Source organism: Pseudomonas sp. PVC-5-1, assembly GCF_057444345.1.
Genome location: NZ_CM172024.1, coordinates 2,672,485 through 2,697,951 on the forward strand (window position 1 = coordinate 2,672,485; position 25,467 = coordinate 2,697,951).

Annotated in this window: 31 protein-coding genes and 1 pseudogene; 9 read left to right on the forward strand and 23 right to left on the reverse strand. The window is 59.7% G+C overall.

Translation table 11 applies throughout. The features are described from left to right. Position 1: 1 nt before the first annotated feature. A complete protein-coding gene (locus AC2T3R_RS12095) occupies positions 2 to 1,024 on the forward strand; it encodes a magnesium chelatase ATPase subunit I (protein ID WP_486745167.1) in 1,023 nt (340 codons plus the stop codon). Positions 1,025 to 1,125: 101 nt separating this feature from the next. Further along, complete coding sequence (locus tag AC2T3R_RS12100) at positions 1,126 to 1,692, forward strand: vWA domain-containing protein (RefSeq protein ID WP_486745168.1); 567 nt, start codon at positions 1,126 to 1,128, stop codon at positions 1,690 to 1,692. Between the two features lie 108 nt (positions 1,693 to 1,800). Here AC2T3R_RS12100 and AC2T3R_RS12105 read toward each other — a convergent pair whose 3' ends face one another. Next, on the reverse strand, positions 1,801 to 2,067 hold the full coding sequence (locus AC2T3R_RS12105) for a hypothetical protein (RefSeq protein WP_013972506.1): 267 nt from the start codon (positions 2,065 to 2,067) through the stop codon (positions 1,801 to 1,803). Between the two features lie 341 nt (positions 2,068 to 2,408). Between AC2T3R_RS12105 and AC2T3R_RS12110 the strand changes: the two genes are divergently transcribed. Further along, a complete protein-coding gene (locus AC2T3R_RS12110) occupies positions 2,409 to 3,734 on the forward strand; it encodes a sigma-54 dependent transcriptional regulator (RefSeq protein WP_061302356.1) in 1,326 nt (441 codons plus the stop codon). A 124-nt stretch (positions 3,735 to 3,858) separates the two neighbouring features. On the opposite strand, the gene yghU is transcribed toward AC2T3R_RS12110, so the two are convergent. After that, entirely contained in the window at positions 3,859 to 4,701 is an 843-nt protein-coding gene (gene yghU / locus AC2T3R_RS12115) for a glutathione-dependent disulfide-bond oxidoreductase (protein WP_013972508.1), read from the reverse strand. Positions 4,702 to 4,901: 200 nt separating this feature from the next. Here yghU and AC2T3R_RS12120 point away from each other — a divergent pair, with 200 nt between their 5' ends. Further along, on the forward strand, positions 4,902 to 5,948 hold the full coding sequence (locus tag AC2T3R_RS12120; RefSeq protein ID WP_486745169.1) for an alpha/beta hydrolase family protein: 1,047 nt from the start codon (positions 4,902 to 4,904) through the stop codon (positions 5,946 to 5,948). Here the strand turns inward: AC2T3R_RS12120 and AC2T3R_RS12125 are convergent. From AC2T3R_RS12125 to AC2T3R_RS12155, 7 genes and pseudogenes are all read right to left on the reverse strand, one after another. Then, complete coding sequence (locus tag AC2T3R_RS12125; RefSeq protein WP_100413720.1) at positions 5,910 to 7,103, reverse strand: MFS transporter; 1,194 nt, start codon at positions 7,101 to 7,103, stop codon at positions 5,910 to 5,912. The two genes, AC2T3R_RS12120 and AC2T3R_RS12125, sit on opposite strands and share 39 nt — an antisense overlap. A gap of 247 nt (positions 7,104 to 7,350) precedes the next feature. Further along, a complete protein-coding gene (locus AC2T3R_RS12130; protein ID WP_013972511.1) occupies positions 7,351 to 8,937 on the reverse strand; it encodes an ABC-F family ATPase in 1,587 nt (528 codons plus the stop codon). Positions 8,938 to 8,972: 35 nt separating this feature from the next. Further along, on the reverse strand, positions 8,973 to 10,151 hold the full coding sequence (locus AC2T3R_RS12135; protein ID WP_486745170.1) for a tyrosine-type recombinase/integrase: 1,179 nt from the start codon (positions 10,149 to 10,151) through the stop codon (positions 8,973 to 8,975). 202 nt (positions 10,152 to 10,353) lie between these two features. After that, positions 10,354 to 10,749 (reverse strand): phage protein NinX family protein, encoded by a 396-nt coding sequence (locus tag AC2T3R_RS12140; RefSeq protein ID WP_108479837.1) that lies wholly within the window; start codon positions 10,747 to 10,749, stop codon positions 10,354 to 10,356. After that, a complete protein-coding gene (locus AC2T3R_RS12145; protein ID WP_108479838.1) occupies positions 10,746 to 11,054 on the reverse strand; it encodes a hypothetical protein in 309 nt (102 codons plus the stop codon). Before AC2T3R_RS12145 ends, AC2T3R_RS12140 begins: the two co-directional genes overlap by 4 nt. Continuing rightward, positions 11,051 to 11,260 carry a hypothetical protein gene (locus tag AC2T3R_RS12150; RefSeq protein ID WP_486745171.1) on the reverse strand — a complete coding sequence of 70 codons (210 nt, stop codon included), beginning with the start codon at positions 11,258 to 11,260 and terminating at the stop codon, positions 11,051 to 11,053. The genes AC2T3R_RS12145 and AC2T3R_RS12150 overlap by 4 nt, the downstream gene beginning before the upstream one ends. Beyond that, a pseudogene (locus tag AC2T3R_RS12155) lies at positions 11,257 to 11,583 on the reverse strand (hypothetical protein). Before AC2T3R_RS12155 ends, AC2T3R_RS12150 begins: the two are co-directional and overlap by 4 nt. A 154-nt stretch (positions 11,584 to 11,737) precedes the next feature. Here AC2T3R_RS12155 and AC2T3R_RS12160 point away from each other — a divergent pair. Continuing rightward, the gene (locus AC2T3R_RS12160; RefSeq protein WP_486745172.1) at positions 11,738 to 12,058 is read left to right on the forward strand and encodes a DUF4160 domain-containing protein; all 321 of its coding nucleotides are present in this window, start codon (positions 11,738 to 11,740) and stop codon (positions 12,056 to 12,058) included. 24 nt (positions 12,059 to 12,082) lie between these two features. Here AC2T3R_RS12160 and AC2T3R_RS12165 read toward each other — a convergent pair whose 3' ends face one another. From AC2T3R_RS12165 to AC2T3R_RS12205, 9 genes are all read right to left on the reverse strand, one after another. After that, a complete protein-coding gene (locus tag AC2T3R_RS12165; protein WP_486745173.1) occupies positions 12,083 to 12,322 on the reverse strand; it encodes a DNA cytosine methyltransferase in 240 nt (79 codons plus the stop codon). Between the two features lie 144 nt (positions 12,323 to 12,466). Continuing rightward, positions 12,467 to 14,140: a DNA cytosine methyltransferase gene (locus AC2T3R_RS12170; protein WP_486745174.1), complete on the reverse strand. Its 1,674-nt coding sequence runs from the start codon at positions 14,138 to 14,140 to the stop codon at positions 12,467 to 12,469. A gap of 357 nt (positions 14,141 to 14,497) precedes the next feature. Next, complete coding sequence (locus AC2T3R_RS12175) at positions 14,498 to 14,929, reverse strand: hypothetical protein (protein ID WP_486745175.1); 432 nt, start codon at positions 14,927 to 14,929, stop codon at positions 14,498 to 14,500. A gap of 905 nt (positions 14,930 to 15,834) precedes the next feature. Beyond that, positions 15,835 to 16,845 carry a nucleoid-associated protein YejK gene (gene yejK / locus AC2T3R_RS12180; RefSeq protein WP_486745176.1) on the reverse strand — a complete coding sequence of 337 codons (1,011 nt, stop codon included), beginning with the start codon at positions 16,843 to 16,845 and terminating at the stop codon, positions 15,835 to 15,837. A 46-nt stretch (positions 16,846 to 16,891) separates the two neighbouring features. After that, entirely contained in the window at positions 16,892 to 17,245 is a 354-nt protein-coding gene (locus AC2T3R_RS12185; protein ID WP_486745177.1) for a hypothetical protein, read from the reverse strand. An 81-nt stretch (positions 17,246 to 17,326) separates the two neighbouring features. Beyond that, the gene (locus AC2T3R_RS12190) at positions 17,327 to 17,785 is read right to left on the reverse strand and encodes a hypothetical protein (protein ID WP_486745178.1); all 459 of its coding nucleotides are present in this window, start codon (positions 17,783 to 17,785) and stop codon (positions 17,327 to 17,329) included. Further along, positions 17,782 to 18,051 carry a hypothetical protein gene (locus AC2T3R_RS12195; protein WP_486745179.1) on the reverse strand — a complete coding sequence of 90 codons (270 nt, stop codon included), beginning with the start codon at positions 18,049 to 18,051 and terminating at the stop codon, positions 17,782 to 17,784. Before AC2T3R_RS12195 ends, AC2T3R_RS12190 begins: the two co-directional genes overlap by 4 nt. A gap of 18 nt (positions 18,052 to 18,069) precedes the next feature. Next, on the reverse strand, positions 18,070 to 18,453 hold the full coding sequence (locus AC2T3R_RS12200; RefSeq protein ID WP_486745180.1) for a response regulator transcription factor: 384 nt from the start codon (positions 18,451 to 18,453) through the stop codon (positions 18,070 to 18,072). 141 nt (positions 18,454 to 18,594) lie between these two features. Then, positions 18,595 to 18,900 carry a hypothetical protein gene (locus AC2T3R_RS12205; protein WP_486745181.1) on the reverse strand — a complete coding sequence of 102 codons (306 nt, stop codon included), beginning with the start codon at positions 18,898 to 18,900 and terminating at the stop codon, positions 18,595 to 18,597. Positions 18,901 to 19,530: 630 nt separating this feature from the next. Here AC2T3R_RS12205 and AC2T3R_RS12210 point away from each other — a divergent pair. Then, on the forward strand, positions 19,531 to 19,836 hold the full coding sequence (locus tag AC2T3R_RS12210) for a DUF1654 domain-containing protein (protein ID WP_486745182.1): 306 nt from the start codon (positions 19,531 to 19,533) through the stop codon (positions 19,834 to 19,836). A 45-nt stretch (positions 19,837 to 19,881) separates the two neighbouring features. Here AC2T3R_RS12210 and AC2T3R_RS12215 read toward each other — a convergent pair whose 3' ends face one another. Genes AC2T3R_RS12215 through AC2T3R_RS12230 form a run of 4 tightly spaced genes read right to left on the reverse strand, consistent with a single transcriptional unit; the run spans position 19,882 to position 22,850 of the window. After that, a complete protein-coding gene (locus AC2T3R_RS12215) occupies positions 19,882 to 20,505 on the reverse strand; it encodes a hypothetical protein (protein ID WP_486745183.1) in 624 nt (207 codons plus the stop codon). Further along, positions 20,502 to 20,906, reverse strand: a complete 405-nt coding sequence (locus AC2T3R_RS12220) for a hypothetical protein (RefSeq protein WP_486745184.1) — start codon at positions 20,904 to 20,906, stop codon at positions 20,502 to 20,504. The genes AC2T3R_RS12215 and AC2T3R_RS12220 overlap by 4 nt, the downstream gene beginning before the upstream one ends. Position 20,907: 1 nt before the next feature. Next, the gene (locus AC2T3R_RS12225) at positions 20,908 to 21,969 is read right to left on the reverse strand and encodes a hypothetical protein (RefSeq protein ID WP_486745185.1); all 1,062 of its coding nucleotides are present in this window, start codon (positions 21,967 to 21,969) and stop codon (positions 20,908 to 20,910) included. A 29-nt stretch (positions 21,970 to 21,998) separates the two neighbouring features. Continuing rightward, positions 21,999 to 22,850: a S24 family peptidase gene (locus AC2T3R_RS12230; RefSeq protein ID WP_486745186.1), complete on the reverse strand. Its 852-nt coding sequence runs from the start codon at positions 22,848 to 22,850 to the stop codon at positions 21,999 to 22,001. A gap of 88 nt (positions 22,851 to 22,938) precedes the next feature. Here AC2T3R_RS12230 and AC2T3R_RS12235 point away from each other — a divergent pair, with 88 nt between their 5' ends. Then, entirely contained in the window at positions 22,939 to 23,115 is a 177-nt protein-coding gene (locus AC2T3R_RS12235; protein WP_486745187.1) for a Cro/CI family transcriptional regulator, read from the forward strand. A 214-nt stretch (positions 23,116 to 23,329) separates the two neighbouring features. On the opposite strand, the gene AC2T3R_RS12240 is transcribed toward AC2T3R_RS12235, so the two are convergent. Further along, positions 23,330 to 23,797 carry a hypothetical protein gene (locus AC2T3R_RS12240; RefSeq protein ID WP_069942522.1) on the reverse strand — a complete coding sequence of 156 codons (468 nt, stop codon included), beginning with the start codon at positions 23,795 to 23,797 and terminating at the stop codon, positions 23,330 to 23,332. Positions 23,798 to 24,042: 245 nt separating this feature from the next. Here AC2T3R_RS12240 and AC2T3R_RS12245 point away from each other — a divergent pair, with 245 nt between their 5' ends. Next, complete coding sequence (locus AC2T3R_RS12245; protein ID WP_486745282.1) at positions 24,043 to 24,771, forward strand: DnaT-like ssDNA-binding domain-containing protein; 729 nt, start codon at positions 24,043 to 24,045, stop codon at positions 24,769 to 24,771. Continuing rightward, positions 24,768 to 25,451 carry a replication protein P gene (locus tag AC2T3R_RS12250; RefSeq protein WP_486745188.1) on the forward strand — a complete coding sequence of 228 codons (684 nt, stop codon included), beginning with the start codon at positions 24,768 to 24,770 and terminating at the stop codon, positions 25,449 to 25,451. Before AC2T3R_RS12245 ends, AC2T3R_RS12250 begins: the two co-directional genes overlap by 4 nt. The last annotated feature ends 16 nt before the right edge of the window (positions 25,452 to 25,467 follow it).

Below are 25,467 nucleotides of genomic sequence, written 5' to 3' on the forward strand. Positions count from 1 at the left end.
AATGAGTGAACCCGTGCAATTTCCACTGGCAGCCGTGGTCGGTGCCGATGACCTGAAACTGGCGCTGTGCCTGACCGCAATCGACCCGAAGATCGGCGGCGTGCTGATCGAGGGGCCACGTGGCATGGCCAAGAGTACCCTGGCCCGTGGCTTGGCCGACCTGCTCGGTGAGGGGCCGTTCGTGACCCTGCCACTGGGCGCCAGCGAAGAGCGGTTGGTCGGCACCCTCGACCTGGATGCCGCACTGGGGCAGGGCAAGGCGCAGTTCTCCCCAGGGGTACTGGCCCAGGCCGATGGTGGCGTGCTGTACGTCGATGAGGTGAACCTGCTGCCCGACACCCTCGTCGACCTGTTGCTCGATGTGGCGGCCAGTGGCACCAACCGTATCGAGCGCGACGGCATCTCGCACCGGCACAGTGCCCGCTTCGTACTGATCGGCACCATGAATCCGGAGGAGGGCGAACTGCGCCCGCAGTTGCTCGACCGCTTTGGCCTCAATGTGGCCCTGGAAGGCTTGCCCGAACCTGAGGCGCGCCAACAGATCATTCGCCGCCGTCTGGCCTTCGACAGCGACCCGCAGGCCTTTTGCGCGCAATGGGCCGAGGCCCAGGCGCAATTGCGCGAGCGCTGCCAGGCGGCGCGTCAGGCCCTGGCCGGCATTGCCCTGGACGACCAGGCGCTGACCTGGATCACCGAACGCTGCTATGCCGCCGGGGTCGACGGGCTGCGCGCCGATCTGGTCTGGCTGCGCGCCGCACGCGCCCACTGTGCGTGGCGTGGTAGTGAGGCCATCGAGGAGGCCGATGTCGATGCAGTGGCCGAGTTCGCCTTGCGCCATCGCCGCCGCGTTTCGCCCCAGGCCAACCCGCCTGCGGCGCCGCAGCAGCCTGAACAGCAACGCGGTCGACAAGACGCGGGCAACCCTGGCGAACAGGGCGGGCAGGGCGACTGGGGCGCCATGCCGGCGCAGCCTGTGGCCAGCGGCGCGCGCCGCGAGGTGCCGAACTGGGCAAAAAAGCCCTGAGCATCCCCCAGTCACCTGCCAAAGGGGCGGATGCCAAAGCAGGCGCAGGTAAGCAATACGGTGCCAGCCGAGGCCGGGCGCGCAGTGCTGCGGCCGGGCGGGTGGCCTGGCTGCCGACCCTGCTCAAGGGCCGGCCACGCCAGCGTCAGGACCTGTGCTGGCAGCAACGCCAGGCCAGGCCCGCAGAACTGTGGCTGGTAATCGTCGATGCTTCGGCCTCGACCCGTCGCCACCAGGCGTTGGCGCAAACCAAAGGGCTGCTGGCGGCGCTGTTCGACCAAGCCTACCGCCAACGTGCCCGGTTGGCCCTGCTTACCGCCAGCGGGCGCTCACCTCAGTGGCAGCGCCACGGCCTGAAGGCCTCGGCCGCCTTGCAACCGTGGCTGCAAGCCTTGGGAGCTGGTGGTGGCACGCCGTTGATCGCTGCGCTGGAGCAGGCTCGGCACTGGTTGCAGGGTCGGCAACGGGCCCACCCCGAAGAAGCGTTACGCTGCCTGGTGTTCACCGACGGTCGCCTGCAACACTGGAATACCGTGCAACCGATGCCGTGCGCCACTCTGTTGGTGGACATGGAACTGGCGCCGGTGCGCCTGGGGCGTGCGCAGCGCCTGGCGCAGCAACTTCAGGCGGATTACCAGCACCTGCAACAGTTCAGGTTGGTGGATTGAAAAAGCACCGGTGCGACACTATGCCGCAATAAGAAAAAGTTGCCAGAACAGCAACCCGGAAGTTGTACAAGTGCGTGGCGACGCACGCACTTGGTTTGCCGGCCGATATTATTTCGGCATTGACCACGGTTGCAGGTCGTAACCTTTTTCGCACAGTTCGGCGCGCACTTCCTCGATCAGGCTGGCCCACTGGGCCGGGTCGGAATAGATGCGCGAAGACACTTGCTTGCTGCCGATGCGGGTGCTGGTCCGGTCGATCACTGCCAGGCTCAGTTCACCAGTACCGTTGGGTGCATCCCAGGCTACGCACTGGAAAGGTTCGAAGGCGTGGTCGGCAATCAGCAGTGCTTCGTTGACACGGAGCGGGGCATTCATGGTTCGGTCTCTCTATGGTCCCAAACATCCAGTTAAAGTCCGCGTTGCTTCGAAGTCGCCTCGGTTATCGCGAAGTGCAGCGCGGGGTTATGTGTACTGATGCTCGTTGTCCGGGGGCGAGTCACACATTGGTTGTAAAAAAATTTGCCAAGGTCGAATCCGTTCTTGCCCATGCCGCCATGTGATGTCGATAAAGTGCGAAAATTCCCGTCACGCATTGTAAAAAATGATTCGGCAGACAGACGGTACTGGGAACCGTCAACTTAGTTGCTACTGTTAATCGGGCGCCACAACTTACTGTTTTATTTCAAAAAACTGAAAACTGGCGCCAAGGATTGGTCATGCAGCAGCCTGCCGCCCAACGCCGTTTGCTCATCGTCGACCCCTGCGATGACTGCCATCGTTTGTTACCCGGATTGCGCAGCGCAGGCTGGGATGTGCACAGCTGCATGCTCGGCGCCGCGTTGGATCATCCCTGCGATGTGGGCCTGTTGCGCTTGCAGGCGTCGCACCTGAGGCGCCCGGACGGGGTCAAGGACTTGATCAAACGCAGCAACACCGAATGGATTGCCGTGCTCAGCGCCGAACAACTGCGCATGCCGGCCGTCGGCGATTTTGTTTGTGAATGGTTCTTTGACTTCCACACCTTGCCGTTCGACGTTTCCCGCGTTCAGGTCACGCTGGGCCGGGCCTTCGGTATGGCGCGCCTGCGCGGCAAAGGGATGGCGAGGGTGGATGAAACGAGCCACGAACTGCTCGGTGATAGCCGCCCGATCCGCGAACTGCGCAAGCTGCTGGGCAAGCTGGCGCCCACTGAATCGCCGGTGCTGATCTGTGGAGAAAGCGGCACCGGCAAGGAACTGGTGGCCCGCACCCTGCATCGCCAGTCGCAACGCAGCGAGCAACCGTTCATTGCCATCAACTGCGGGGCAATCCCCGAGCACCTGATCCAGTCGGAACTGTTCGGCCATGAAAAGGGCGCTTTCACGGGTGCTCATCAGCGCAAGGCCGGGCGCATCGAAGCGGCTCATGGTGGCACGCTGTTTCTCGACGAAATTGGCGATTTGCCGCTGGAGTTGCAGGCCAACCTGCTGCGCTTTCTGCAGGAAAAGCACATCGAGCGCGTGGGGGGCAGCCAGCCGATCCCGGTGGATGTCAGGGTGCTGGCGGCTACCCACGTGGACCTGGAAAGGGCCATCGAGCAAGGGCGCTTTCGCGAAGACCTGTATTACCGCCTGAACGTGTTGCAGGTAGTGACCGCACCACTGCGAGACCGGCATGGCGACCTGTCGATGCTGGCCAGTCATTTTGCCCATTTCTACAGTCTTGAAACCGGGCGTCGACCGCGCTCGTTCAGCGAGCATGCCCTGGCGGCCATGGGCCGGCATGACTGGCCGGGCAATGTCCGCGAGTTGGCCAACCGGGTAAGGCGCGGGCTGGTGCTCGCAGAAGGCCGGCAAATCGAGGCACAGGACCTTGGATTGCAGCCCCTGGACCAGGTACAGCAACCGCTGGGCACGCTGGAAGAGTACAAGCACCGAGCCGAGCGCCAGGCGCTGTGCGATGTACTCAGCCGGCACAGCGACAACATGAGTGTGGCGGCCAAGGTGCTAGGTATATCGCGGCCGACTTTCTATCGGTTGCTGCACAAGCACCAGATTCGCTGAGCAGCAGCCCTCGGCCGTGCCCGAGCCTTGTGGGAGCAGGCATGCCCGCGAAGCAGGCGCTGCGGTGGATGGCACCGGGCTACGCCGGTATTCGCGGGTAAACCCGCTCCCACAAGAGGCCGTGTTATTCGTCCAGGTCTGCCGCTGCATGCCGCTCCGGCACCTGGCTGGCCTCATCCCCCCAGGTCCGGTTCACCCGTGTGCCACGCTGCACCGCCGGGCGCAAGGCAATCTCCTCGGCCCAGCGCTGCACATGCTTGTACTCGTCCACCGCCAGGAACTCCGCCGCGCCATACAGGTTGCCGCGCACCAGCTGGCCATACCAAGGCCACACGGCAATGTCGGCGATGCTGTATTCCTCGCCGCCCAGGTAGCGGCTTTCGGCCAGGCGCCGGTCGAGCACATCCAGCTGACGCTTGGCTTCCATGGTGAAGCGGTTGATCGCGTACTCGAACTTTTCTGGCGCATACACATAGAAGTGGCCAAAGCCCCCGCCCAGGTATGGCGCCGCGCCCATTTGCCAGAACAGCCAGTTCAGGCTTTCGGTGCGTGCAGCTGGCGCTTTCGGCAGCAAGGCACCGAACTTTTCCGCCAGGTACAGCAGGATCGAACCCGACTCGAACACCCGCACCGGTGGCTCGACGCTGCGGTCGAGCAGGGCGGGGATCTTCGAGTTGGGGTTTACCTGGACAAAGCCGCTGGAGAATTGGTCGCCCTCGCCAATGCGGATCAACCAGGCATCGTACTCGGCACCAAGGTGGCCCAGGGCAAGCAGCTCTTCGAGGGCGATGGTGACCTTCACGCCATTGGGCGTGGCCAGGGAGTACAGCTGCAGCGGGTGCTTGCCCTGCGGTAGGTCCTTGTCGTGAGTCGGGCCGGCAACCGGGCGGTTGATGCTGGCGAACTGGCCACCGGACGCGGCGTCGTTGCGCCAGACCTTGGGTGGCACGTAGGCGGGCTTGCTCATGCGTGAATCTCCTTAAATGGCGCGAAACGGTCACGTAGAGACGTGGATCTGCATCTATGCCACGGGTTCGACGAAAAGCGCAAATGCATAGGGCGCGGGCGTGAAGTGCATGACTTCGGTTTCATTCAGGTTTCATCCTGTGCAGCCCAGGCCGGTTCTATGCTGGGCTATCTCTTCGCCCTGCAAGGAACCGCCGGCCGATGACTCTTTCTCGCTGCATGCTGGCGCTGGCCCTGCTCGGTAGCCTTCTGGCCCATGCCGAGGCCGCACCCTGGGTTGTCGGCCTGCATCACATGACGTTGGCCGACCCGGTCGACGCCCGGCCCATGCAGGCGCTGGCGTTCTACCCGGCCATTGGCAAGACCCGCAGCAGCCGGATAGACGGCTACCCGGTCGACGTGAGTGAAGAGGCGCCGGTAGCATTGGGCCAGTTCCCGTTGCTGGTGCTGTCCCACGGCAATACCGGCAGCCCGCTGGCCTTGCACTACCTGGCGACGTCGCTGGCGCGCCAGGGTTTTATCGTGGTGGCGGTGGTGCACCCCGGCGATAACGCCCGCGACCACAGCCGCCTAGGCACCCTGAGCAATCTGTACGGCCGGCCGCTGCAAGTGAGTGCCGCAATTACGGCCGCCCGCGATGATGCCTTGCTGGGGACTTACCTGAACGGTGGCAAGGTTGGGGTGATCGGCTACTCGGCCGGTGGTGAAACTGCCTTGATCCTCTCAGGCGCGCGCCCGGACCTGGACCGCCTGCGCAAGTACTGCCTGGAGCGCCCTGACGACACCGACGCCTGCAAGACCCACGGTGTACTGATTGCCGACCGCAGCGAGCTGGTGCCAGAGGCCGACCAGCGGGTGGGGGCCGTGATGCTCATGGCACCGCTCAGCCTGCTGTTCGGGCGCCATGCCCTGGCCGGGGTGCAGGTGCCGGCGCTGATCTACAGTGGCGACAGCGACCAGCTGGTGGCGGTGGACCGCAACGCCGAAGCCCTGGCCCGCAAGTTGCCGGTGACACCGGACTATCGCCTGCTGGCCGGCGCCGGGCACTTCGTGTTCATGGCCCATTGCGATGCCGAGCAGTCCGTGCGGATGCCGGCGCTGTGCAAGGACGCCGCAGGTGTGGATCGTCGGCACATCCACCATTCCCTGCAACATGAAGCCGCGGTGTTCTTCAGCCAGGCGTTGGGCGCGCCGGAGCCGGCCGAGCGTTCAGCCGCGAGTGGCGCGCCGCGCCAGCAACAGCGTTAGGCCGACACCGGCCAGGGCAAGCAGAGCGGCCACACAGAAGATCGAGGCATAGCCCAGATGTGCGGCCACTGCGCCCATCACCGGCCCGGCGATGGCCAGGGCCATGTCGAAGAACACGGCGTAGGCTCCCAGCCCTGCACCACGGCTGCTGCTGGGTACCTGCTTGATCGCTTCAACTCCCAGCGCCGGGTACACCAGCGATAGCCCGAAACCGGTAAGCCCGGCACCGATCAGCGCCCACGGCGGCGACGGTGCCAGCCACAGCAGGCTCAGGCCGAGCACTTCGGTGGCCATGCACGCGACCGCCACGTTGTAGCCACCAAAGCGGTTGACCGCATTGACGAACAGCAGCCGGGAAATGATGAAACACACGCCAAAGGCACTCAGGCACCAAGCTGCGCCCACCCAGCCGCGTTCCAGGTAATACAGGGTGACGAAGGTGGTCAGGGTACCGTAGCCGATAGAGGCAAGGGTCAGACCCAGACCGCACGGTGCGACCCGGCCGAAGGCCGACCAGAAGGGCAGGCGCTCGCCGCGCACCACCACCACGTCCGGCCGCTTGCGCAGTACCAGCAGGGCAGATACCGCCAGCACCAGCAATGCCGGCCCCAGCACGCTGAAGTCCAGCCCGTCGACGGCCAGTACACCCAAGGGGGCACCAATGGCGATGGCGCCATAGGAGGCGATACCGTTCCAGGAAATCACCCTGGCGGTGTGTTCGGGCCCGACCTGGCTGATGCCCCAGCTCAGCGTGGCTACGCCGATCAGCCCTTGGGCGATGCCCAGCAGCAGGCGCCCGCCGAGCAACAGCGCCAGGCTCAGCAGCGGAAGCGTCAGGGTCCAGGCCGAGAGCAGGGTCAACACCCCGCAGCCGGCAATCCCCAGCAAGCCGAAGCGAATGGCCTGCTTGCCCCCCAGGGTATCGGCCACGCGCCCGGCAAACGGGCGGCTGAGTAGCGTGGCTAGGTATTGCAGGCCAATGGTCAGCCCGGCGACCACCGCGCCAAACCCCAGCTGGTCGTGCACATGGCTGGGCAGCACGGCGATCGGCAGGCCGATGCAGAGGAAGGCGATGAAGGTGTAGAAAACGATCGACAGGATCTGCAGGGTGATTTGCAGCGTGTTACTGGCGGGGGCGGGTTGTTGCGCGGTCATGGGCTCGTTCGCGGGCGGGCGGTTGGGCGTGGCCCCATCATGGCCGTTGCGCGAAGGAAATGAAAGCAGGCTAACGAATTATTCGTCGGGCAGTGCCAGCCCGTGGGATCGGCGGTGAATTCTTCGCGGGCGAGCCCGCTCCTACAGGATGTGCATAGGCCTCAAATGCTACGCAGCCCCTGTGGGAGCGGGCATGCCCGCGAAGAGGCCGGCCCAGCCATACAAGATGGCCAGGCCGCCGCATCAATCAGACCAGCACACCCTGGCTACGCAGGTAATCGTCGTAGGTACCGCTGAAGTCCACCACGCCATCAGCCGACAGCTCGATGATGCGCGTGGCCAGCGAAGACACGAACTCACGGTCATGGCTGACGAACAGCAGGGTGCCCGGGTAGTTCTCCAGCGCCAGGTTCAGCGCTTCGATCGATTCCATGTCCAGGTGGTTGGTCGGCTCGTCCATCACCAGCACGTTCGGCTTTTGCAGGATCAGCTTGCCGAACAGCATGCGGCCTTGCTCACCACCGGAAATCACCTTCACCGACTTGAGAATCTCGTCGTTGGAGAACAGCATGCGCCCGAGGGTGCCGCGGATCACCTGCTCGCCGGAGGTCCACTGGCCCATCCAGTCGAACAGGGTCATGTCGTCTTCGAAGTCGTGGGCGTGGTCCTGGGCGTAGTAGCCCACTTCGGCGCTGTCGGTCCACTTCACTTCACCCTTGTCCGGGGTCATTTCACCGACCAGGGTGCGCAGCAGGGTGGTCTTGCCGATACCGTTGGGGCCGATGATCGCCACGCGCTCGCCAGCCTCGATGGTGAAACCCAGGTCCTTGAACAGCACCTTGTCGTCGAAGGCCTTGGCCATTTTTTCGACGGTAACAGCCTGGCGGTGCAGCTTCTTGGTCTGTTCGAAGCGGATGAACGGGCTCACCCGGCTCGACGGCTTGACCTCGGCCAGCTGGATCTTGTCGATCTGCTTGGCCCGCGAGGTGGCCTGCTTGGCCTTGGAGGCGTTGGCCGAGAAGCGGCTGACGAAGGTCTGCAGTTCGGCGATCTGGGCTTTCTTCTTGGCGTTGTCCGACAGCAGCTGCTCGCGGGCCTGGGTGGCAGCGGTCATGTACTCGTCGTAGTTGCCCGGGAACACGCGCAGCTCGCCGTAGTCCAGGTCGGCCATGTGGGTGCAGACACTGTTGAGGAAGTGCCGGTCGTGGGAAATGATCACCATGGTGCTATTGCGCGCGGTGAGGATGTTTTCCAGCCAGCGGATGGTGTTGATGTCCAGGTGGTTGGTCGGCTCGTCGAGCAGCAGCACGTCCGGGTCCGAGAACAGCGCCTGGGCCAGCAGCACGCGCAGCTTCCAGCCCGGTGCCACTTCGCTCATCGGGCCGAAGTGCTGTTCCAGCGGAATACCCAGGCCCAGCAGCAGTTCACCGGCACGGGATTCGGCGGTGTAGCCGTCCATCTCGGCGAATTCGGTTTCCAGCTCGGCGACGGCCATGCCGTCTTCCTCGGTCATTTCCGGCAGCGAGTAGATGCGATCGCGCTCGGCCTTGACCTTCCACAGCTGGCCGTGGCCCATGATCACCGTGTCGATCACGGTGAATTCCTCGTAGGCGAACTGGTCCTGGCGCAGCTTGCCCAGGCGCGTGTTCGGCTCGAGCATGACCTGGCCGCCGGACGGCTCCAGGTCACCGCCGAGGATCTTCATGAAGGTCGACTTGCCGCAACCGTTGGCGCCGATAAGGCCGTAGCGGTTGCCGTTGTTGAATTTGACGGAAACGTTTTCGAACAGCGGCTTGGAGCCGAACTGCATGGTGATGTTGGCGGTGGAGATCAAAGGGCTTACCTATCAGTCACTTACAGAGCTGGCTTTCAAGCTGATACCGATTTGATACCAATTTTGAGTTTTTCCAGCTCGCTCCAGTCGGAGCTTGAGTTGAGCCAACGGGCATACGTCGACAGCAGCATTTGGACGCTGTGACCCAGCTGTTGGGCGATAAATGCGGGGTTGAGGCCGGACATTAAGCATATTGTCGCATAGGTGTGCCGGCAGTTATATGGGGGACGACGCCGAATGCCCAGCTCATTCAGCACCGGCACCCACTGTTTGTGCAGATCGGAGGTCTGTTTCACGTGCTCGGCGTTCTTCGACGGCGGGAACAAGAATGGCGTTTCGGTCACCGCTCCCTTCCCATGCCGGCGGCGGTCCGCGTATTCCTTGGCGAACTGGATCGCGCGCAAGGCCCGGTCATTCAGCAGCACGAAGCGATCCCTGCCTGTTTTCGTCCTTTCCTCCACCTCGCCCAAGGCGACGGTCCTCTTTACGTGCACAGTCCTCTTTTCCATATCGATCACATCCCAGCGCACTGCCAAGGCCTCCGACAAGCGGAGGCCGGTGAAGAACATAAACTCGAACAGCGCGGCATAGATGAGGCTCGGCCAATGCTTGTGTTCGTAGAGCTTGTCGATGATGGTGTTGGCTTCGGCCAGGGTGAACGGGTCGATCTCCTTACGCGACCGCTTCGGCAACTCAATCACCTCGGCGGGGTTCTTGGTCAGCAGGCCTTCCCGGGTTGCCGCAGCCAGGATCGTCGACAACCTGGTGATTGCGTTGCGCTTCACGTTTGCTGAGGTCCATTCTGTTTCTGTGATGACGCGGCGGAGTAGGGTGGTAGTGATCAGGTCAATACGGACCATGGCCAGGCGGGGTACCCAGTAAAGGTTCAGGGCGCTTTTGTAGTTGTTGTGCGTTCCTTGGGTGATTTCGCGGCTGTCCAACCAGAGTTGGGCGTACTCACCGAACGTCGGCTTACCACCGACGGCGGCCTGTGAGCTGGGGAACAGCTCGGCGTACTTGTCCTGGTCAAGGAGTCCGAGTTTGTTGAGGCTAGTTACCTGATCGCGAAGGCTGGATGCAGCTTTGATGCCTTTCTGTGTCGGGGGATAGGGGAGCGTTTCGCATCGACGGACACCGTCCCATGTGAAACGAATGCGGAGGGAGTTGCGGAAGATCTCGACCCCTCTGGGTAGATCCATTGGCTTTCCAGCCATTCGTCGTATCTCCTTTTGCTGTAAATGATGCGGCCGCCATGCTTCATCCAGACGCCTTCAGGAATGATGCCGCGCAGGCGGCGGTGCTCAAGAGAGCGTTTGGTGCAGCCGAGTAGGTCGGCCATGCGTTGTTCGGTGACCTTGTCGATATCACCGGTGCTTTCGGTTTCCATGGGATGGTCTCCACGCCTCCGTTCCGGAATCATGGCATCAGCTCCTTCGGCACTTGTATGGAATCGCCGAGCTTGTGGTTGACGAGGCCCCGGCAGAATGCGATCAGGGCTGTGGGGCCGTAGCACCAGACCCCGGCTCCGGCCGGGCCACCGGCGTAACCCAGATGGGCAGGCAGCCCGGGAATGTGCTGAGCGGTGCCGCTGTGCTTGTCGATCAGTTGGCCGCCGTGCTCCCAGTTTGATGAGGGCCTGAATCCGTAGCCCATCTCGACGCCGCGGATGCTGATGCTGGTAGGGTCTTCTTCGTTGAGCCAAACATTTGTCAGACGCTCGGGATCTGACTCGAATCCTTCGGCCATGGCCACAGCCCAGTCCAGCGGCGCGCCGACCAGGTTGGATACCCTCACTTCGATCAGGTCGGTCATGGCGCTACCTGCTTGGTCTTGGCAGCTCTGGCGCGCTCGATGTTGCCGAACTTGCTCTTGCGCTGGATATCCTTGAAGTTGCGGCAACCGGACATGAACAGGGTGGAAGTCAGGTCTTTACGGCTCCTGCCAACTTCCATTATCCCTTTCACACCGTGGCGGCAGAGCACATAGGCACTCTTGTATTCGCCGCTGCGCAGCATGGTTGTGTAGAACGCCAGGCGCATTGCCATGCGCCAACTGTCACTGTCGTCAGACGGGCGCATGCGGCGGGTGTAAAGCTGACCTTTACGATACTTGCTCACAGCTGATACCTCTCATCAATCCAGCGCCCAGGCGCCAGAGCGGGTGTAGGTTCGGGTTGGGTTTCGTGCGGGGAGAGCTGGCGCTCGTTGCCGGCCTGCAGCTGGCAGACCTTGGTCTCGCGACCGACAAACATGCCCACGCAGAAGGCCTGCACCAAGGTGAAGGTGCCGATCAGGACGCCCATGACGACTAGGTGGCGCTTCATGGCTTGACCTCGCGGCGTGCCCACCAGCACACCGGGCCGTCGTCGGTGTCGTGGATGGCCAGTCAGAACCAGTCGCCGCCGGTAGGCCGCTCTGGCTCCCAATAGCTGCAATCTGGGTCATGGCTTTCGAAGTAGCGGTTGGCAATCGCCTCATCGGCGTACTCCAGGCTGACCATGCAAACCTGCAGGCCCTGCTGGGCTATCCAGGCCTTGCACTTGTCGCCGTCACCCTCGTCGAAATCGGGTAGGTCCGGATGTTGGAACATCCCATTTTCATCGCGCACGACCGGCGCCCGCTGGATCAGATTCATTTTTTCAGGCATGACGATTACTTGGCCGCGTTGGCAGCTTGTTTCATCCGTAGTGGGGAGGGCTACTCGTGTACCAATTTCACTGGCAAGATCTGCTGCCTTTTTCATGAAAACGAGTAAGTAAGCTATGGGAATTTCCGCAGAGGATCTGCAACGGGACTTAGCAATGTTCGATGCGTTGAACTCGCCATCACGCGGCGGCGGTTCGATAGGGTTTCTATTGCTCAAACTTCAACCCTTGGCTCTAAGAATGGAGCCAGATCACCACGCTCGGGCGCATATCCATATCGACTATGGACGAGTACGCCATACAGCTAGTTTCGCGGTTGATACGGGGGAGCGATTAGTGGGCCAACTACCACGGAAATACGACAAGAAAATCGCGGGTTGGATTGAGAAAAATCGTGATGTATTACAGTCGGCTTGGGATGAGCTCAAGGCTGGTGAAGATCCTCGAGAGCGCATATTGGTAAATCTGAAAGCCTAGTTTGCCGCGTTCTTTTTGCGTCACCTAAGCTGCAACAGCGGTACATATTGCACTCCAAGGGTCATTGGCCCTAGCAAGAGCAGCCATCGGCGGCGGACTGACGCTGTTGCCGCACATGTGCACCTGCTCGGTCTTGGTGAACGATTTGCCGTCGGCGCCCTTGTCGATGATGTAGCTTGGCGGGAAGCCCTGTGCACGGTAAAGCTCGTGCGGTTGGAGCATGCGCAGGCAGATGTCGACGATGACGTACGGGGTGCCCTTCACGAAGACCGTGACCAGGCCCAGGCGGTCCTTGGTGGTGATTGTCGGCGCTGGCGCGTCTGCTGCGCTGATGTTCTCCGTGCCGTAGTAGCTGATGAGGAACGCCGCGACACGTAGGGCGCCTTGCTCATGCTCCGATGACAGCTTTTACTCGACCAAGGCGTGGTGCTCGGCGCCGGCGGTCATGGTCGGTACGGGCTCATCAACGGCTCGGCCTACGCAGTTGCGCCGAAGCGTGGCCAGGCTGGCCGTTACCAAACGCTGCTGGCTGCCCGTGTTGGTGACGGTGCTCATCGGCTCGTCCATGCCACGGGCTGGGGTGGTGTTGAACCCGCCGTTGGCCTGCTCGATGAAAGCAGTACAGACTCCCATCGCGTGCGCTGCGCCAGCCGGGCGCTTGTAGTTGCCGCCGCTGGTGATTGTCGGCACAGGGTCGGTGATGGCCGATCCTTCGCTGTTAAACCTAAATTTGACCAGGTGTGCTGATGCAAGCGCGCGGTGGCTTTGGGTCATCAGGGTGCCCATGGGCTGGTCAGCTGGTACAGGCTTGCCGGCATACACCGGGCCGCCGGCCCCGACCATTACCGGGCTGGCCATCATCAACTCTCCGCGGTTGGCGGCGGTGACCGTCGGCATCGGTTCGCCTGGGTCGTTCACGCGGTCGGCACCCTGGTGGGTGGCTGGGAGGATCACCGCACTTGAAAGCGCATGCTTCACTCCGCCGGCGACTACAGTGCCCAGCGGCTGATCAAGGCCGGGCACGCGGGGCTGCTGCCCTTGGCGCTCTCCGTATCCGGTCTGCACCAGGGTCGGGCTGGCCATTGCGAACGAACCGCCCCGCGGCCAGGAGGTAACGGTGCGCAGCGGCTCGTCGGCTGACTGGGCCAGCTCGCCCGACCAGTTCGCGATCGGCACGATGAAGGGCTGCGGGTTGTCCAGAACGAACTTCTTCATTCCCTTGGCCACCCGGCGCAGCGTTGCGGCTGCCAGCTCTTTCTTGCGGCCGAAGATGCTCTTGCTAGGCACGCTCCAGTCGATGCAGTCGGCGGCGGTGCGCCACTTCTGCTGACCCTTGGCTGGGTTCTTGGCATGGGTCGGTTCTGGCCACACGATTGGCTTGCCGTCGCAGCGGGCGATCATGAACAGGCGTTCCCGGCTGGTTGGCGCGCCGAAGTCGCAGGCCTTGAGGATGCGCCATTCCACCTGGTAGCCCATGCCTTCGAGCAGCTGCACGAACCGGCGCCAGGTAATGCCGCGGCGTTTCGGGTCGGGCACCAGGAACTGCTGCTGCACCGGCACGCGCTCACCGATTTCCGCCACAGTGCCGTCCAGCTTCATCACCCGGCCGGTGGCTTTGTCGCGCTTGGCGATCAGCGGTCCCCACTGCAGGATCTGCTTCACGTTCTCCAGGCTGATTACTCGGGGCTTCTTCTTGCCGGCCCACTTGAGGCCGATCCATGACAGGTTGCGGATCTCGCGCTTGCGCGGCTGCCCGCCGGCGGCCTGGCTGTGGTGGGTGCAATCGGGGCTCATGTGGAACCAGCCCACGGCCCGGCCCTGGCATTCTTCGTCCGGGTCGCCCTCGAACACGTCGGTGGTGAAGTGGCGCGCCGCCGGGTGATTGGCAGTGTGCATGCTGATGGCTGCTGGGCTGTGGTTCTTGGCCACGGTCACCGGCCGGCCGAGGCCCATCTCCAGACCGGTACCGGCACCGCCGCCACCACAGAAGAAGTCGACCACGATCTCGTCGTCTTGAGGATCGAAGCCAAGGCCGTACTGGGTTTTGAAGTCGAGGGGGTTCATTTTCTGAAACGCAGACATGGGCGGTCCTCGCCGGGGTGGCGTGATTCGTTGAAATGGGGTAATTAGCTCGGTTTTTCGGAGGGTGTAGATTTGGAACACTTCAAGACCGTTGTAACGACCGTGCTGTGTGTGAGCGCTATCATCTCTGCCTTTTGCTGGGCGAAATCAGCAGCAGCCAAGGTCCCGGCCAAATTCCCTGGAAGTCGTCTGGTATGGACGGATGAGGATGGCTCCCAGACGGACCTGGTCGAGACCACTAAGAAACAGGGGAAGTGGAACAAGATTGCGGCAATTTTTGCCTCTGTCGCTGCAGTAGCCCAAGCGATTCAACCACTCTTGAACTAAGTGAAGGCACTGGCGGGCAGCGCCGGAGGGTCAGGGACAGTTGTTCGCGCCGCAGTTCTGGCAGTCATTGAGAAATCGGCCGTCCCAGCTGATGAAGCGTCCGCAGCCGCAGCAATTGAGCATCGGCTGGCGGCGCTTGGCGACCTTGGGCGGCCTGGGCATCTTTACGCCGGCCACGCGCAGGGCCAGCGTATGGTCGACGTTCTGGCGGTGCACCAGGCGCCGGCGGATCTCCTCGATGTAGGCTGCCGGCCAGAATACTCGCGTGCCTTGGCCGGCATGATTGGCATACGTGAATTGGGCGTTTTCCAGATCCATGCAGATCGCTTGCTGCAGGTTCTCGGTCACCTTGCCACGCTGTTCGCTGACCCAGTAGACATCGTTCCCATTCCAGTCGCCTGGCACGTGCACGTAGACGCGGGCGCCGGCCTGTAGCCCAACGATGCGCTTGTCGTCTTCCATCAGCTGGCAGTCGACGCCGTAGTGCCCTGGCGTCGATGTACTCCTTCGGCCAGGGGATATCGGTGTCACGGTGGCGACATGCCTCTTCGAAGGTAAACAGCTCGGCCTGGTCCAGGTTAGTCACGTAGCCGCGGCCTTCCTTGGCCCAGAACATCATTCCGTCGCCGACATGACTGCGGCTGTCCTGTAGGTAGAACTGGCTCATGGCTTTCTCCATGCATGCGCCGCCCTCCATGGCTGGATGCGGCATAGTGGCAATTTGGGGTGGGATGCGATTGAATTCCCTAGGTTATTTCGGAGGGAATACGATTGAAGATTAAGGAAGCACTGCGAGAGAGCGCGCCATTCGCGATTAGAACTATGTGGGTTTGCTTGCTAGTCGGACCTACAATGTGGGTGCTGGGGGGGAGTCTTCAGCCAATCGCTGAGATTGGTAGCTCTGAGCTTGCCTCTTGGGTGCAAGCTATTGGATCGGTCGCGGCTATCCTGATAGCGATATGGGTAGCTTCTTCTCAAAGGAGAGCCCAGTTACAGGACGAAAAGGCCCGCAGCCAGCTTGTAGAATGCCATGTCAGATCTCTAGCAGAGAGATCAAAGCGAGCTGTTACGATCCAGAGCAGAGAGCGTATAAATCTCAAATCCAGTTTGAATCTGATTTCAGGGCTTCGTCATTCATTAGACAGCATCAATTTGCTGGATCTTCCATCAGTAAACCTCCTAGAGCCTGTGTCTACGCTGAGAGACGCTTTACGCGGTTTGGAAGGCGGGATGCTCGAAGCTGAGTCGGACAAGATTCTGGACTTTTGGATGGACACGCCCACCGCCGCGCTTTGGATAAGCTTGGCAACAGTATCAGCAAATCAGGTTCTTAAAGAAAGCTGACAAAGCCGGTGGCTGCGGGAGAGTCATTTCGTTTCTGCTCGCTTCAGCTGATCGACCAACTGAGTCGGCACGCCCTTGATCATCAGCGTGCCGGCCTCCTGGTCGAATTCGATCTTGTTGCCCAGCAAGTGCGCTTCGAAGCTGATCGACAACCCTTCGGCGCGGCCAGTGAAGCGGCGGAACTGGTTGATCGTCCGCTTATCCGCGGGGATCTCGGCAGACAGGCCGTAGTCAGCATTACGGATGAACTCGGCGAAGTTCTGCGGGCGGTCATCGTCGAGCAGTTCTGACAGCTCCTGCAAGGTCAGCGGCTCCCCCAGCTTGGTCTGGGCGGTGGCGTACTCGACCAGGGTGTGGGTCTTCTCGCGGGCCGCCTCCTCAGGGAGATCCTCACGCTCAATGAAGTCGCTGAACGCCTTGAGCAGTGTCCGGGTTTCGCCAGGGCCGTCGACGCCTTCCTGGCAGCCGATGAAGTCGCGGAAGTAGTCGGAGAGCTTCCGGCCGCTCTTACCCTTGATGAACGACACGTACTGCTTGGAGTCCTTATTGTTGCGCCACTCCGACAGGTTGATGCGGGCGGCCAGATGCAACTGTGAAAGGTCCAGGTGGCGGGATGGCTTCACGTCCAGCCCATCGCTCACCGTCACGCCGTCACGGTGCTGCAGGAGTGCAATGCCCAGGTACTCGGTCATGCCTTGCTGGTAGTGGGCGAAGAGGACGTGGCCGCCGGTTGTCAGGTTCGATTCTTCCATCAGGCGCTGCAGGTGCTCGACTGCCTGGTCAGTAAACGCCAGGAACTCGGTATTTCCATCAACGAAGGACCGAAGCCAGCCGCTGAACGGGTAGGCGCCAGACTCACCGTGGAAGAAACCCCAGGCCTTGCCCTGTTTAGCGTTGTATGCGTCGTTGAGGTCTGCCAGCAGGTTTTCGATGGCCTCGCTGGGTGGCAGCGCGCCATGGGCCTTGTGCAGCACCGCTGGGCTTCCGTCCGGCTTCTTGTCGATGAAGTGCATCACTGCGTGGCGAATGGGCATGGGTGATCCTCCGTGGCCGGTTGGCGGCGTGATTTCGATTAGGGGGTTACAGGTCTGGTCTGACGATTTCGTCGCCGGGGTCGCGGCGGAGGTCGCGCAAGCTCTGTTCTTCGAACTGACGCGCTAGTTTTGGCGAGATGTAAAAAGCTGGCGCGTCAGGTCGTTCAAGACGACGCGCCCGCTCCTCGGGATCCTGCGCAATCCACGACAAGGCCAGGTCCTGCCAGAGTTCCTGCACCTGGTCGTAGCCGTGACACTCGATCTCGGCAGCCATGGCAGCCTTGATCCCTTCCGGCATGTTGAAGAACACCTTCTCGATGCCCAGCTTTGCGGCAGTCTTCTTCTGGCGGTCTCGGTAGTCCGCTGAGTGTTTCGCGGCTCCGGTCTTCTGTTCGGCCATGGCCGATACCTCCCAAGCCGCTGGGCGGCAGATTGATGTGTTGCTGGCGCCGGCCGTGCCGGACGCGTGCGGTGATACGTTTCATGCTGCTTTCTGCTGATTCCAGGCGCCGACAGCGGCAAAGATCTTGGCGGCCTCTGCCTCGTCGAGCGTTGTGTCGGTGGGGATGGCGATCCATCCGGCCGCCACCAGGTGATTAGGGTTGGCCGTGGCCCGCAGGTCGGTGTAGGTAGCCTCGATAACGTCGGTCAGGTGCTCGGCCCGGTAGTTGCCCTGCGGCGCGACCTCGATCGACTTGTGGTACCGCGCGCCGAAGTGGTCTCGGCACAACACGCTCAGGTAGATGGTCCACCGGTGAGGGATATCGCAGACGGCGTCGACGACCTGGCGCACCCGGATCTGCTTGAGGTTCTTCCAGTTGATCAGCACCTGCTGGCCGCTGGGGTCGATATTCACCACGGCGGCGTGGTTGGCCGAGACCAGGGCCCTGCAGGTGCGTTCCAGCCGGGCGTGCATGTTGTGCGGCTTGCGCTTGCTCATAGCATGCCGCCTTGCTTGCTCGCTGCACCTGCCTCCATCGCATCCACAAACCGCATGGCCGTCTGGTAGCTGTAGGCAAAGCCCTGCTTGGCGCCGGTGGCGATTTCGATCACATCCCAGATCTTGCCCTTGCCAGAGGCCTGATAGCGCGGGGCGCCTTTACCTATCTTGGCGAAGGCCTCGTCACGGGCTTCCTGAGTGCGAGCCAGGAGCGCCTTGAGCGTGTCCACCTTCTCTCGGAAGGCCGGGTGCATTGTTGTCTGCATGGGTGATCCTCGGGTGGGTCAGGCGTGGAGCTCGAAGGCCTCGGCCTTGCGAACGATTCGAACTTGGGCGGTGCGGCGTTCCGGCGCGCGGCGGTCGCGGCGCATGGGGTCGCTGTCGTTGACCACCGCGTGCATGGCGATGAGGCCGGCAAGGGCGATGCACAGCGGGCTGATGATCTGCTGCCGCATTGCCTTGGTGACCGCCTCGATGCGGCGGCCGGCTTCCAGCTTAAAAAGCGCGTTCTCGATGCGGTTGGCCACGGTACCGGGGCTTACCGCCATCTGGCGGGCGATTTCTTTGGTGGTGAGGCCTTGGGCCACCCACAACAGTGCTTCGAGCTCACGGGGAGCCAGCGTCTTGCCGAGCTGGCCAATCCATGAGCCGCAAGTGATCGTTTCCATGAAGTGTCCTCGGTGGGCTGTATTGGTCGTGACGCTCGCTGCCGCTACCTCCCGGACCAGGGGAGGGAGAACGCCACGACCGATGCAGCCTGGTGATGGGGAACCAGGTGGATCGGGCCGTCTTTCCGGCTGTCCAGGGAATCAGATTATTGCTGCCAGTGTCCTGGTGCCGTCGGCGTGCTCGGTGGCAATGTGAAGCGATGGAGATGCGTAACGGCCGCACTTGATCAAGCTGAATGCCTTCTGGAATGTCGGATTGGGATTGCCTTTTCCGTCTGGGGTCAGGCTTGAGCAAACCAGGCCTGTGCAGTCTTCGCCGTTCGGCCCCTCTCCCTCATGGCCAATATCAAAGCTGGCGATCATTGCGATGCCTTCTGTCTTGCAGAACTCGATGATCTGCAGCATCAGCGGGCTAATTCGGCTGTCGTAGATCTCTTCTTTGTTCACGCTATTTCTCCCAGTGGATTCCCCCTGATGCGCCCCACTTGAGGCGCACCGGGGAATCGTCTGGCGTCACCGCCTCAGATGGCAGCTCTGCTGCTCATTGCGTTGGCCTTGGGCTTCCCTCGCATCGCCTTCAATCTGAATACGGCGGTGGTCGCTGGGGATCATGTTGCTCCGCGCTTGAGTGCAGCCCGTTGGCCGGCTGAGTAGGGCACGTATGCGCGGATTGCCGACCCGGTTTGTCGGCTGGGCTTAATGCTTCATTGGCAGGTTCCTCCTATGGTTTTTGATCCGCTCCATGCTCGTCGCCGGGTTTCCCCACCTCTGCCTGCTGCAGCTACTGGCTACGCATCAGGTGGCTCGCATGGTTTGGCGTCCTCCCATGGGGGAGTCCGGCAGCTATCCAGAGGCTGCGTGGTCGACGACTTAGCTTGTCCCGACCCAGGTAATGGCCTGGGTGCGTCGAGGTGGTCACGTCTTGTTGTGTAAAGAGCAGTGGCTGCCGGAGCTGCCTGGCTCGATTGCAAATGCAAGCGAACTTGCATCAATAAAAGCATGCTTGCACTTTGAATGCAAGCACGCTTGTGCAATTTTGAAATACTGTACATGCATACAGGTAGAAGGAGGCTTCTGATGTCAGCGCAGGAAAATTTCGCACGCAGGGACGAGCTCACCGGATTGGAGCGCTTAGGGCTGAGGGTTTCATCGATGATCAACTCACCGCTGGCGCAGTTCGGCAGGAAGGTTCTGATCCATCAACTGGACACGGACAGCGACCATGATTGGGGGGCGATCATGGAGGTGCTTTCAGAGACAGACGGCCTGGACATGACGTTCTGTGATGACGGATCTGTGATCCTGCAATGGAATGCACCGACGGATGACGATCAAGTGATCGATAGCGGAGAGGATGTGGTTCTGATTGATGCCGCAGGATGATCTGCCTTTTGACGTAAACAGCCCGCCGAAGCGGGTTGTTCCTTATTACTTCACTGGATTGAAATAGGCGCTCAGTGCAAAGTGAGTGACGTGGCAATTGTCGCCAAATCTTGTATGCGTATGGGTACTGATGAAAGAGTGGGGGTGCGGAGAATCACCAAACTCAAATTTATAGCCGGGCGCATTCGCCATATGCTGTTGCCAGCGCTCCATGACTCTCTTTGAGTTTGGTTGTTTTATGTATATAACAAAACCAGCCTTATTGGATCCGGCGGTGTTGGTAGCATATCGCTCCGTTAGCTGCATGAATCCGTCCCAAAGCCACGAATACTGATAGGTATCATCTTTTATCTTGGCCTCAGCCAACCATTTGTGTCTGAGGTTTTTGACAACAATATCCGCATGCCCGCCTTCCATTGAGTCATGCTCAGCATTTATGCCTGCCATTCTCAAAGAAACGCATAGCATATTCGTGATTTCATCTTCTGAAAGTTGAAGGAATTTCGGGTTTGCCTCCATTAGACTTAGTGTTTTTTGAAGTGTTTTTTCAGTGACATTAACAAAATCATCGTAAGATTTAAGTGCGAAAAAAGACGTTGCATTGTTGTCAAGATAGTCATCCGAATCAAAATGCTTAGTCACGTTGTCGGTGGCGGTCAAATTTGTCATGAGGCACGCACCAGGCCGGATTCGGTTTTATACAGCAGAAAAATATGCGCGTTGTCACTTTTCAGGAGTTTGCCAGATGACGGGTGATAAAGTTTTCTTGTTTCTTGGTAAGTAATCAGAGCTTCGCTGTTTAGCTCATGAAAGATAGCGTCGTCATCAAGGAAGCAATAAGTCTGAATGAGTGTAGGAGGGGTAGTAGTCGCTAGGTAGTTTACTACTTTCTCGGCGTCACTTTCTGAGCACGAATTTGTCGACTTAATGATGTCAGACAGTGAGATGTAGAAGAAGCCTTGGGCAGGGCTTCTCCCGATAAACTCGATAATGCTAAGTGCGCACTTTTCAAGTCCAAAAAAGCCTAATTCTCTTTGGATTCGCTCGACAAGATCAGGCTTTAATTTCATCTCAGACGGCTCCATTCAGCTTGTCGATCAAGAGACGAGTATCTTCATCGGTGCTGCAAAACCGCAGTATAGCATAGGTTTGAATTGCGGAACTGCCAGTGCTAGCCACGGCGAGCCTGCTGGGTATGGTTAGTTCGACTTCCTGACCTGCACCAAATATATTCACGTTATGCCAAATGACAGAAATGTCAAAGGGGACAATGTTCCCTCCTACAGCAGCCAATCCATTTTTGTAGAAAAGTTCGCTTCTTAGGTCTTCTCCGCGCTTCATAGTGTCTTGCTTCACGGAACCTTGGGGTGTCATGAAGTTCAGTTTGCTGATCAACCCGTCTGCAGCAAAGGTGAAGTGTGAAATGGCCGGAAACAGATTAATTGGCGTGGTCTGGCCAAACGTAATCTTAAGCTGGCCACAGCCATATGTAATCCAGCCCAGTAGTTCGCCGATTGATCGATCAATTTGTTTGCTATTTTGGTAGCTGCTTTCTGAGCGCGTGTAATCTGCGCGCAACTCTAGCTGGTTGGTTTTATGATTCAGGCGAATAACGTCAAAAGTCTGCCAGTGATAGTCTGCTACGCCAAAAACCTCATCGAATGTCGAGAAAATTGCTTGTCCATCTTTCCCCAAAGATGCCTTGTCAATTTTTTTTCGTAATGTGAACGTGCGTCGTCTTGTAAGTACAATCGTACTATGGGTTGCGTTAGACTCAGTATGAGCAAGTGCAAAACGTTGCGAGAGACTGGTCAACTGCGAGCCTGACTGCACCACAGGGTAAGCAATTTTCTTTTGAGGCCCAAGCGTTGAAAAGAGCATTTTAAATGACTTTGCTTGAGCGGTCGTCAACTGATATAGGCTTACAATTTTGTAATTGTTTTCCAGCTCTGATTTGAGGTAGGAGGACAGTTCGTCATTGAGATCGTCATCATTTTTTGCATCCTCAGCTATTTTTAGTTCCAAGCCTTCCCAATCGCGTGGAGGTTTTTTAGAATACTTTGCAACAATTGCGCGTGTGTGGAAAATGTTGGCACGCATCTTCAGAGAGTATGCAAGTTTACGACTGTCCATAGCGACCCTAGCTTTTTATGCAAATTTAGTTAAAGTTTTTTTGCGTTCCACACAAGTATGACTTTGGCGTGAATTGTAATATCTTCTATTCTTGCGGATTGTTTTTCATAATTGCGGTTATCTGAGATGAGCCATAAATGATCTTCGTCTCTCCGCTGGAGCCGTTTAATCAATAAGTCCCCATGCCATGTGACGACATACACACCTTCGCCGACATAGTCGTTAACACCGCGGTCTACAATGACGGGGTCTTTATCGTTAATCGTTCCTTCCATGCTCTGTCCCCAACCCGTGATCATCGCTAGGGCTGGGGCAGCGGTGTAGGTCACACCTTTCTCGCGCAGCACCTCTTCTCGGATGACCACATTCCTGATGACTTCGCTGTACTCGGCTGGCACCTGGCCGTGACCCATGGCTGCCCGGATGTCGTACTGGGGGATTGAGATGTCGCCGTCGGCCGGTTGGGCTGTAGCAATGATGAAACCACTGCTTTTGTCTCCAGCAGGGTCTTCTTCGACCGCGCGAACGATGCTTTGCCGTGCTTCTGAGCTTAGCCCCTTGCCGTGCTTCTCAAGCATTTTTCTAACAGCATCTGCTGCTGAGCTGCTGCCGCCAGAGTCCTTTGCCGCAACTGCCTTGGCTTCGCTTTTGCGGGGAGGTTCGCCTTTTCCTGACAGAAGCCAGTCGACAGAAGTGTCGTAGCCCTCGGCGAGAGCCACAAGGTTCTCGTTTTTGATGTTTTCGGTGTCGCCAGCGAACCACTGGCGTACAGCCTCGTAGCTGATGCCGCAGGTGTTGGCGATATCTCGCTTGACGTTGCGCACGCCCAATTCAGGGCGCCGAGCCAGCACGAGCTTAGTGATTCGGTCTGTGGTCTTCATGTGCGCAATCTACAAGGTTGCTTGTCAAGCATGCTTGTTTTGAATATGCAAGCATGCTTGAATGTTAGGACGAGCAAAGGAGGTCGCCATGACCAAAAGCCAGGCAATCAAACATTTCGGGTCAACAACGGCGCTCGCAAAGGCGCTTGGCGTGACCTACGAGGCGGTCCGTCAGTGGGCAGATGTGCCTGAGCTGCGCCAGTACCAGATCGAGCGGATCACGAAGGGTGCGCTAAAGGCCGGGAGTGCTGACGCAGCAGCGTGACCGTGAGCACATTTTCATCTGCCTGGCCTTGCGCCAGTAGATGACCGAAACACCTGATGATCCATCCAGTACCTGAATCGCAGGCGAAAAAAAACCGCCTGGCAGGGCGGCTTCTCTACAACAAACATCGAGGTCGATTATGCACTCCGCAATCGATGCTAGCAATACTACTCCTGTTGCGTCAGCTGTTGGCGAGCATCAGGGCCAAACGCCTTCAAGCCAATACGGACACAAGCCATTCCCATGCATTCAGTTTTCGCAAATGGCTCTCTCGGCCATGTCGCCGGAGATTCGCGTTGTAGCTTGGCTTTTGCAGAGCACTGATGATGTGAAGATCCTCGCCGTACAAAACGCTCATTCGCTTGTCGAGCTCTTCCAGTGTGAGGTTGTCCTTTTCAGCTCTGAGATCTCCCCAACGTCTTTTCATTTCAACGTGCTTGGCTATTTTGTCGCCAGGTGCCAGAAGGTGATCAATGATCGCGGTAATGGCTATTGCCGCACCAACCCAAGCACCGTACCCCTGAAAGTCGCCTGCCTTACTGAAAACAGCCGTTCCGCTGACCAGAAAGATGAAGCTGAAGAACCATTTCAGGTGCCTGTAAAGCTTGATATGGCGATTGTTGAGTTCAATCGCGTAATCAATATCCAGGCCTGCTTCGTAATGAGTGCGGCAATAGCTCATGTCTTAATTCACCTGACTGGGAGCCGGGGCCGGCTCCGGTGGGGGATTACGGTATACCGGTACCTGTGTTCTGTGTTCAACATCACCTTGACTCATGAGGACTCCTTGAAATGGATTGAAGTGCTTGGCAGCGCGGAAATCCTAGCATGTGAGTCCTCACCTTTTCTTGCTTCGGAAAATTATGCCTCCCTAATGCAGCGCCCGCAGCTCATGGCTTGTGAGGTGACGCCGTGAGTGTACAAGCCATGACCTGGGCTCTGGCCATTCCGAAGTCCTCCCTGGAGAACCCTGCGGCGCGTCACGTCCTACTCTGCCTGGCCAACTACGCCGGCAGCGATGGCCGAGGTGCGTTTCCTTCTGCCGCAACACTGTCCGAAGACACCGGTCTGTCCGAGCGTACCGTGCGCCTCAAGCTGGACGAATTGGTGCTTGCTGGGTGGATCGCCGAAGGCAACCAGGCGATTGCTGCTGCGTACATTGATCGTCGTGACCGCCGCCCGGTTGTTTACGACCTGCAGATGAAGCGGGGTGCATCTGCTGCACCCCGGACAGAACGGGGTGCAGGAAAACGCACGGGGTGCAGCTCACGACAGAACGGGGTGCAGGAAAATGCAGAACGGGGTGCAGCAGCTGCACCCAATACGCCAATTAACCAATCTACTCACTCTCTGCGCGAGCCGTTCGAAATGTCGCTCGAGTGGACCCCTAATCAAGACCAATTGCGGGCTTATGCCCTCCGGGCAGGCCTGACGCTGGATCACTTTTCGGACGAAGCCATCTCGGGCTTTGTGCTCCACCACGATGCCAAGGGTCTCGCTCAGACGGAAAAGCAATGGCTGGCGGCCCTGGTCAACTGGGTGAAATCGGACTTGGCCAGGGCTGCGCGAGTGCCCGCTGCCCGCCCAGGCACTTCGCAATCCAGCAACTTTGATGATGACGACACCTCATGGATCAACGGGAGGGAAGGCCAGTGAATCAGGTATCCGTCGTGACTCATGGCCTGTGGGCGAAAGTGCAATCGGGTCAGTACATCCCGGCCGAGCACTCGATTCCCGCCGACGTGAAGGCCGAGCTCAACCGCAAAACCGCTGCGGTGATCAACGACCTGTTCCGCGACCTGCGCACGATTTTCAGCGCCTGGAAGCAGGCGTGGCCGGACGCGGACACCTACAAGGCCGCCAAGCAGCAGTGGCTGTCGGCCTTCCTTGAGGCGGGAATCAACACTCCTGAGCAACTCCAGTTTGGCCTGATGCGCTGCCGCCAGTCTGGGCGCGAGTTCATCCCGGCTCCCGGGAAGTTCATCGAGTGGTGCCAGCCATCCCCCGAAATGCTCGGCCTTCCAGCGTTTGGCGCTGCGTTCCGCGAAGCGTGCCGCAATGCTCACCCAGCCATGGCTGGGCAGGGCAAGTGGAGCCACGACGCGGTGTGGCACGCCGCCAAGGAGTGTGGCTTCGAGAACCTGAACAAGCTGCCCGAAGATGCCAGTTCCAAGCTGTTCGAGCGCAACTACACCATCGCAGTTCGGCGGCTTATGGCCGGTGAGCCGCTGCAGAAGATGCCGCTGGCACTTCCTGCGGAGGTTGCCTCGCGCCGCACTCCGCAAGTCGGAAATTCTGCCCTGGCAGCCATGCGCGCCCGCTTGGTGGGGCGCTGATCAATCAACCTGCAAG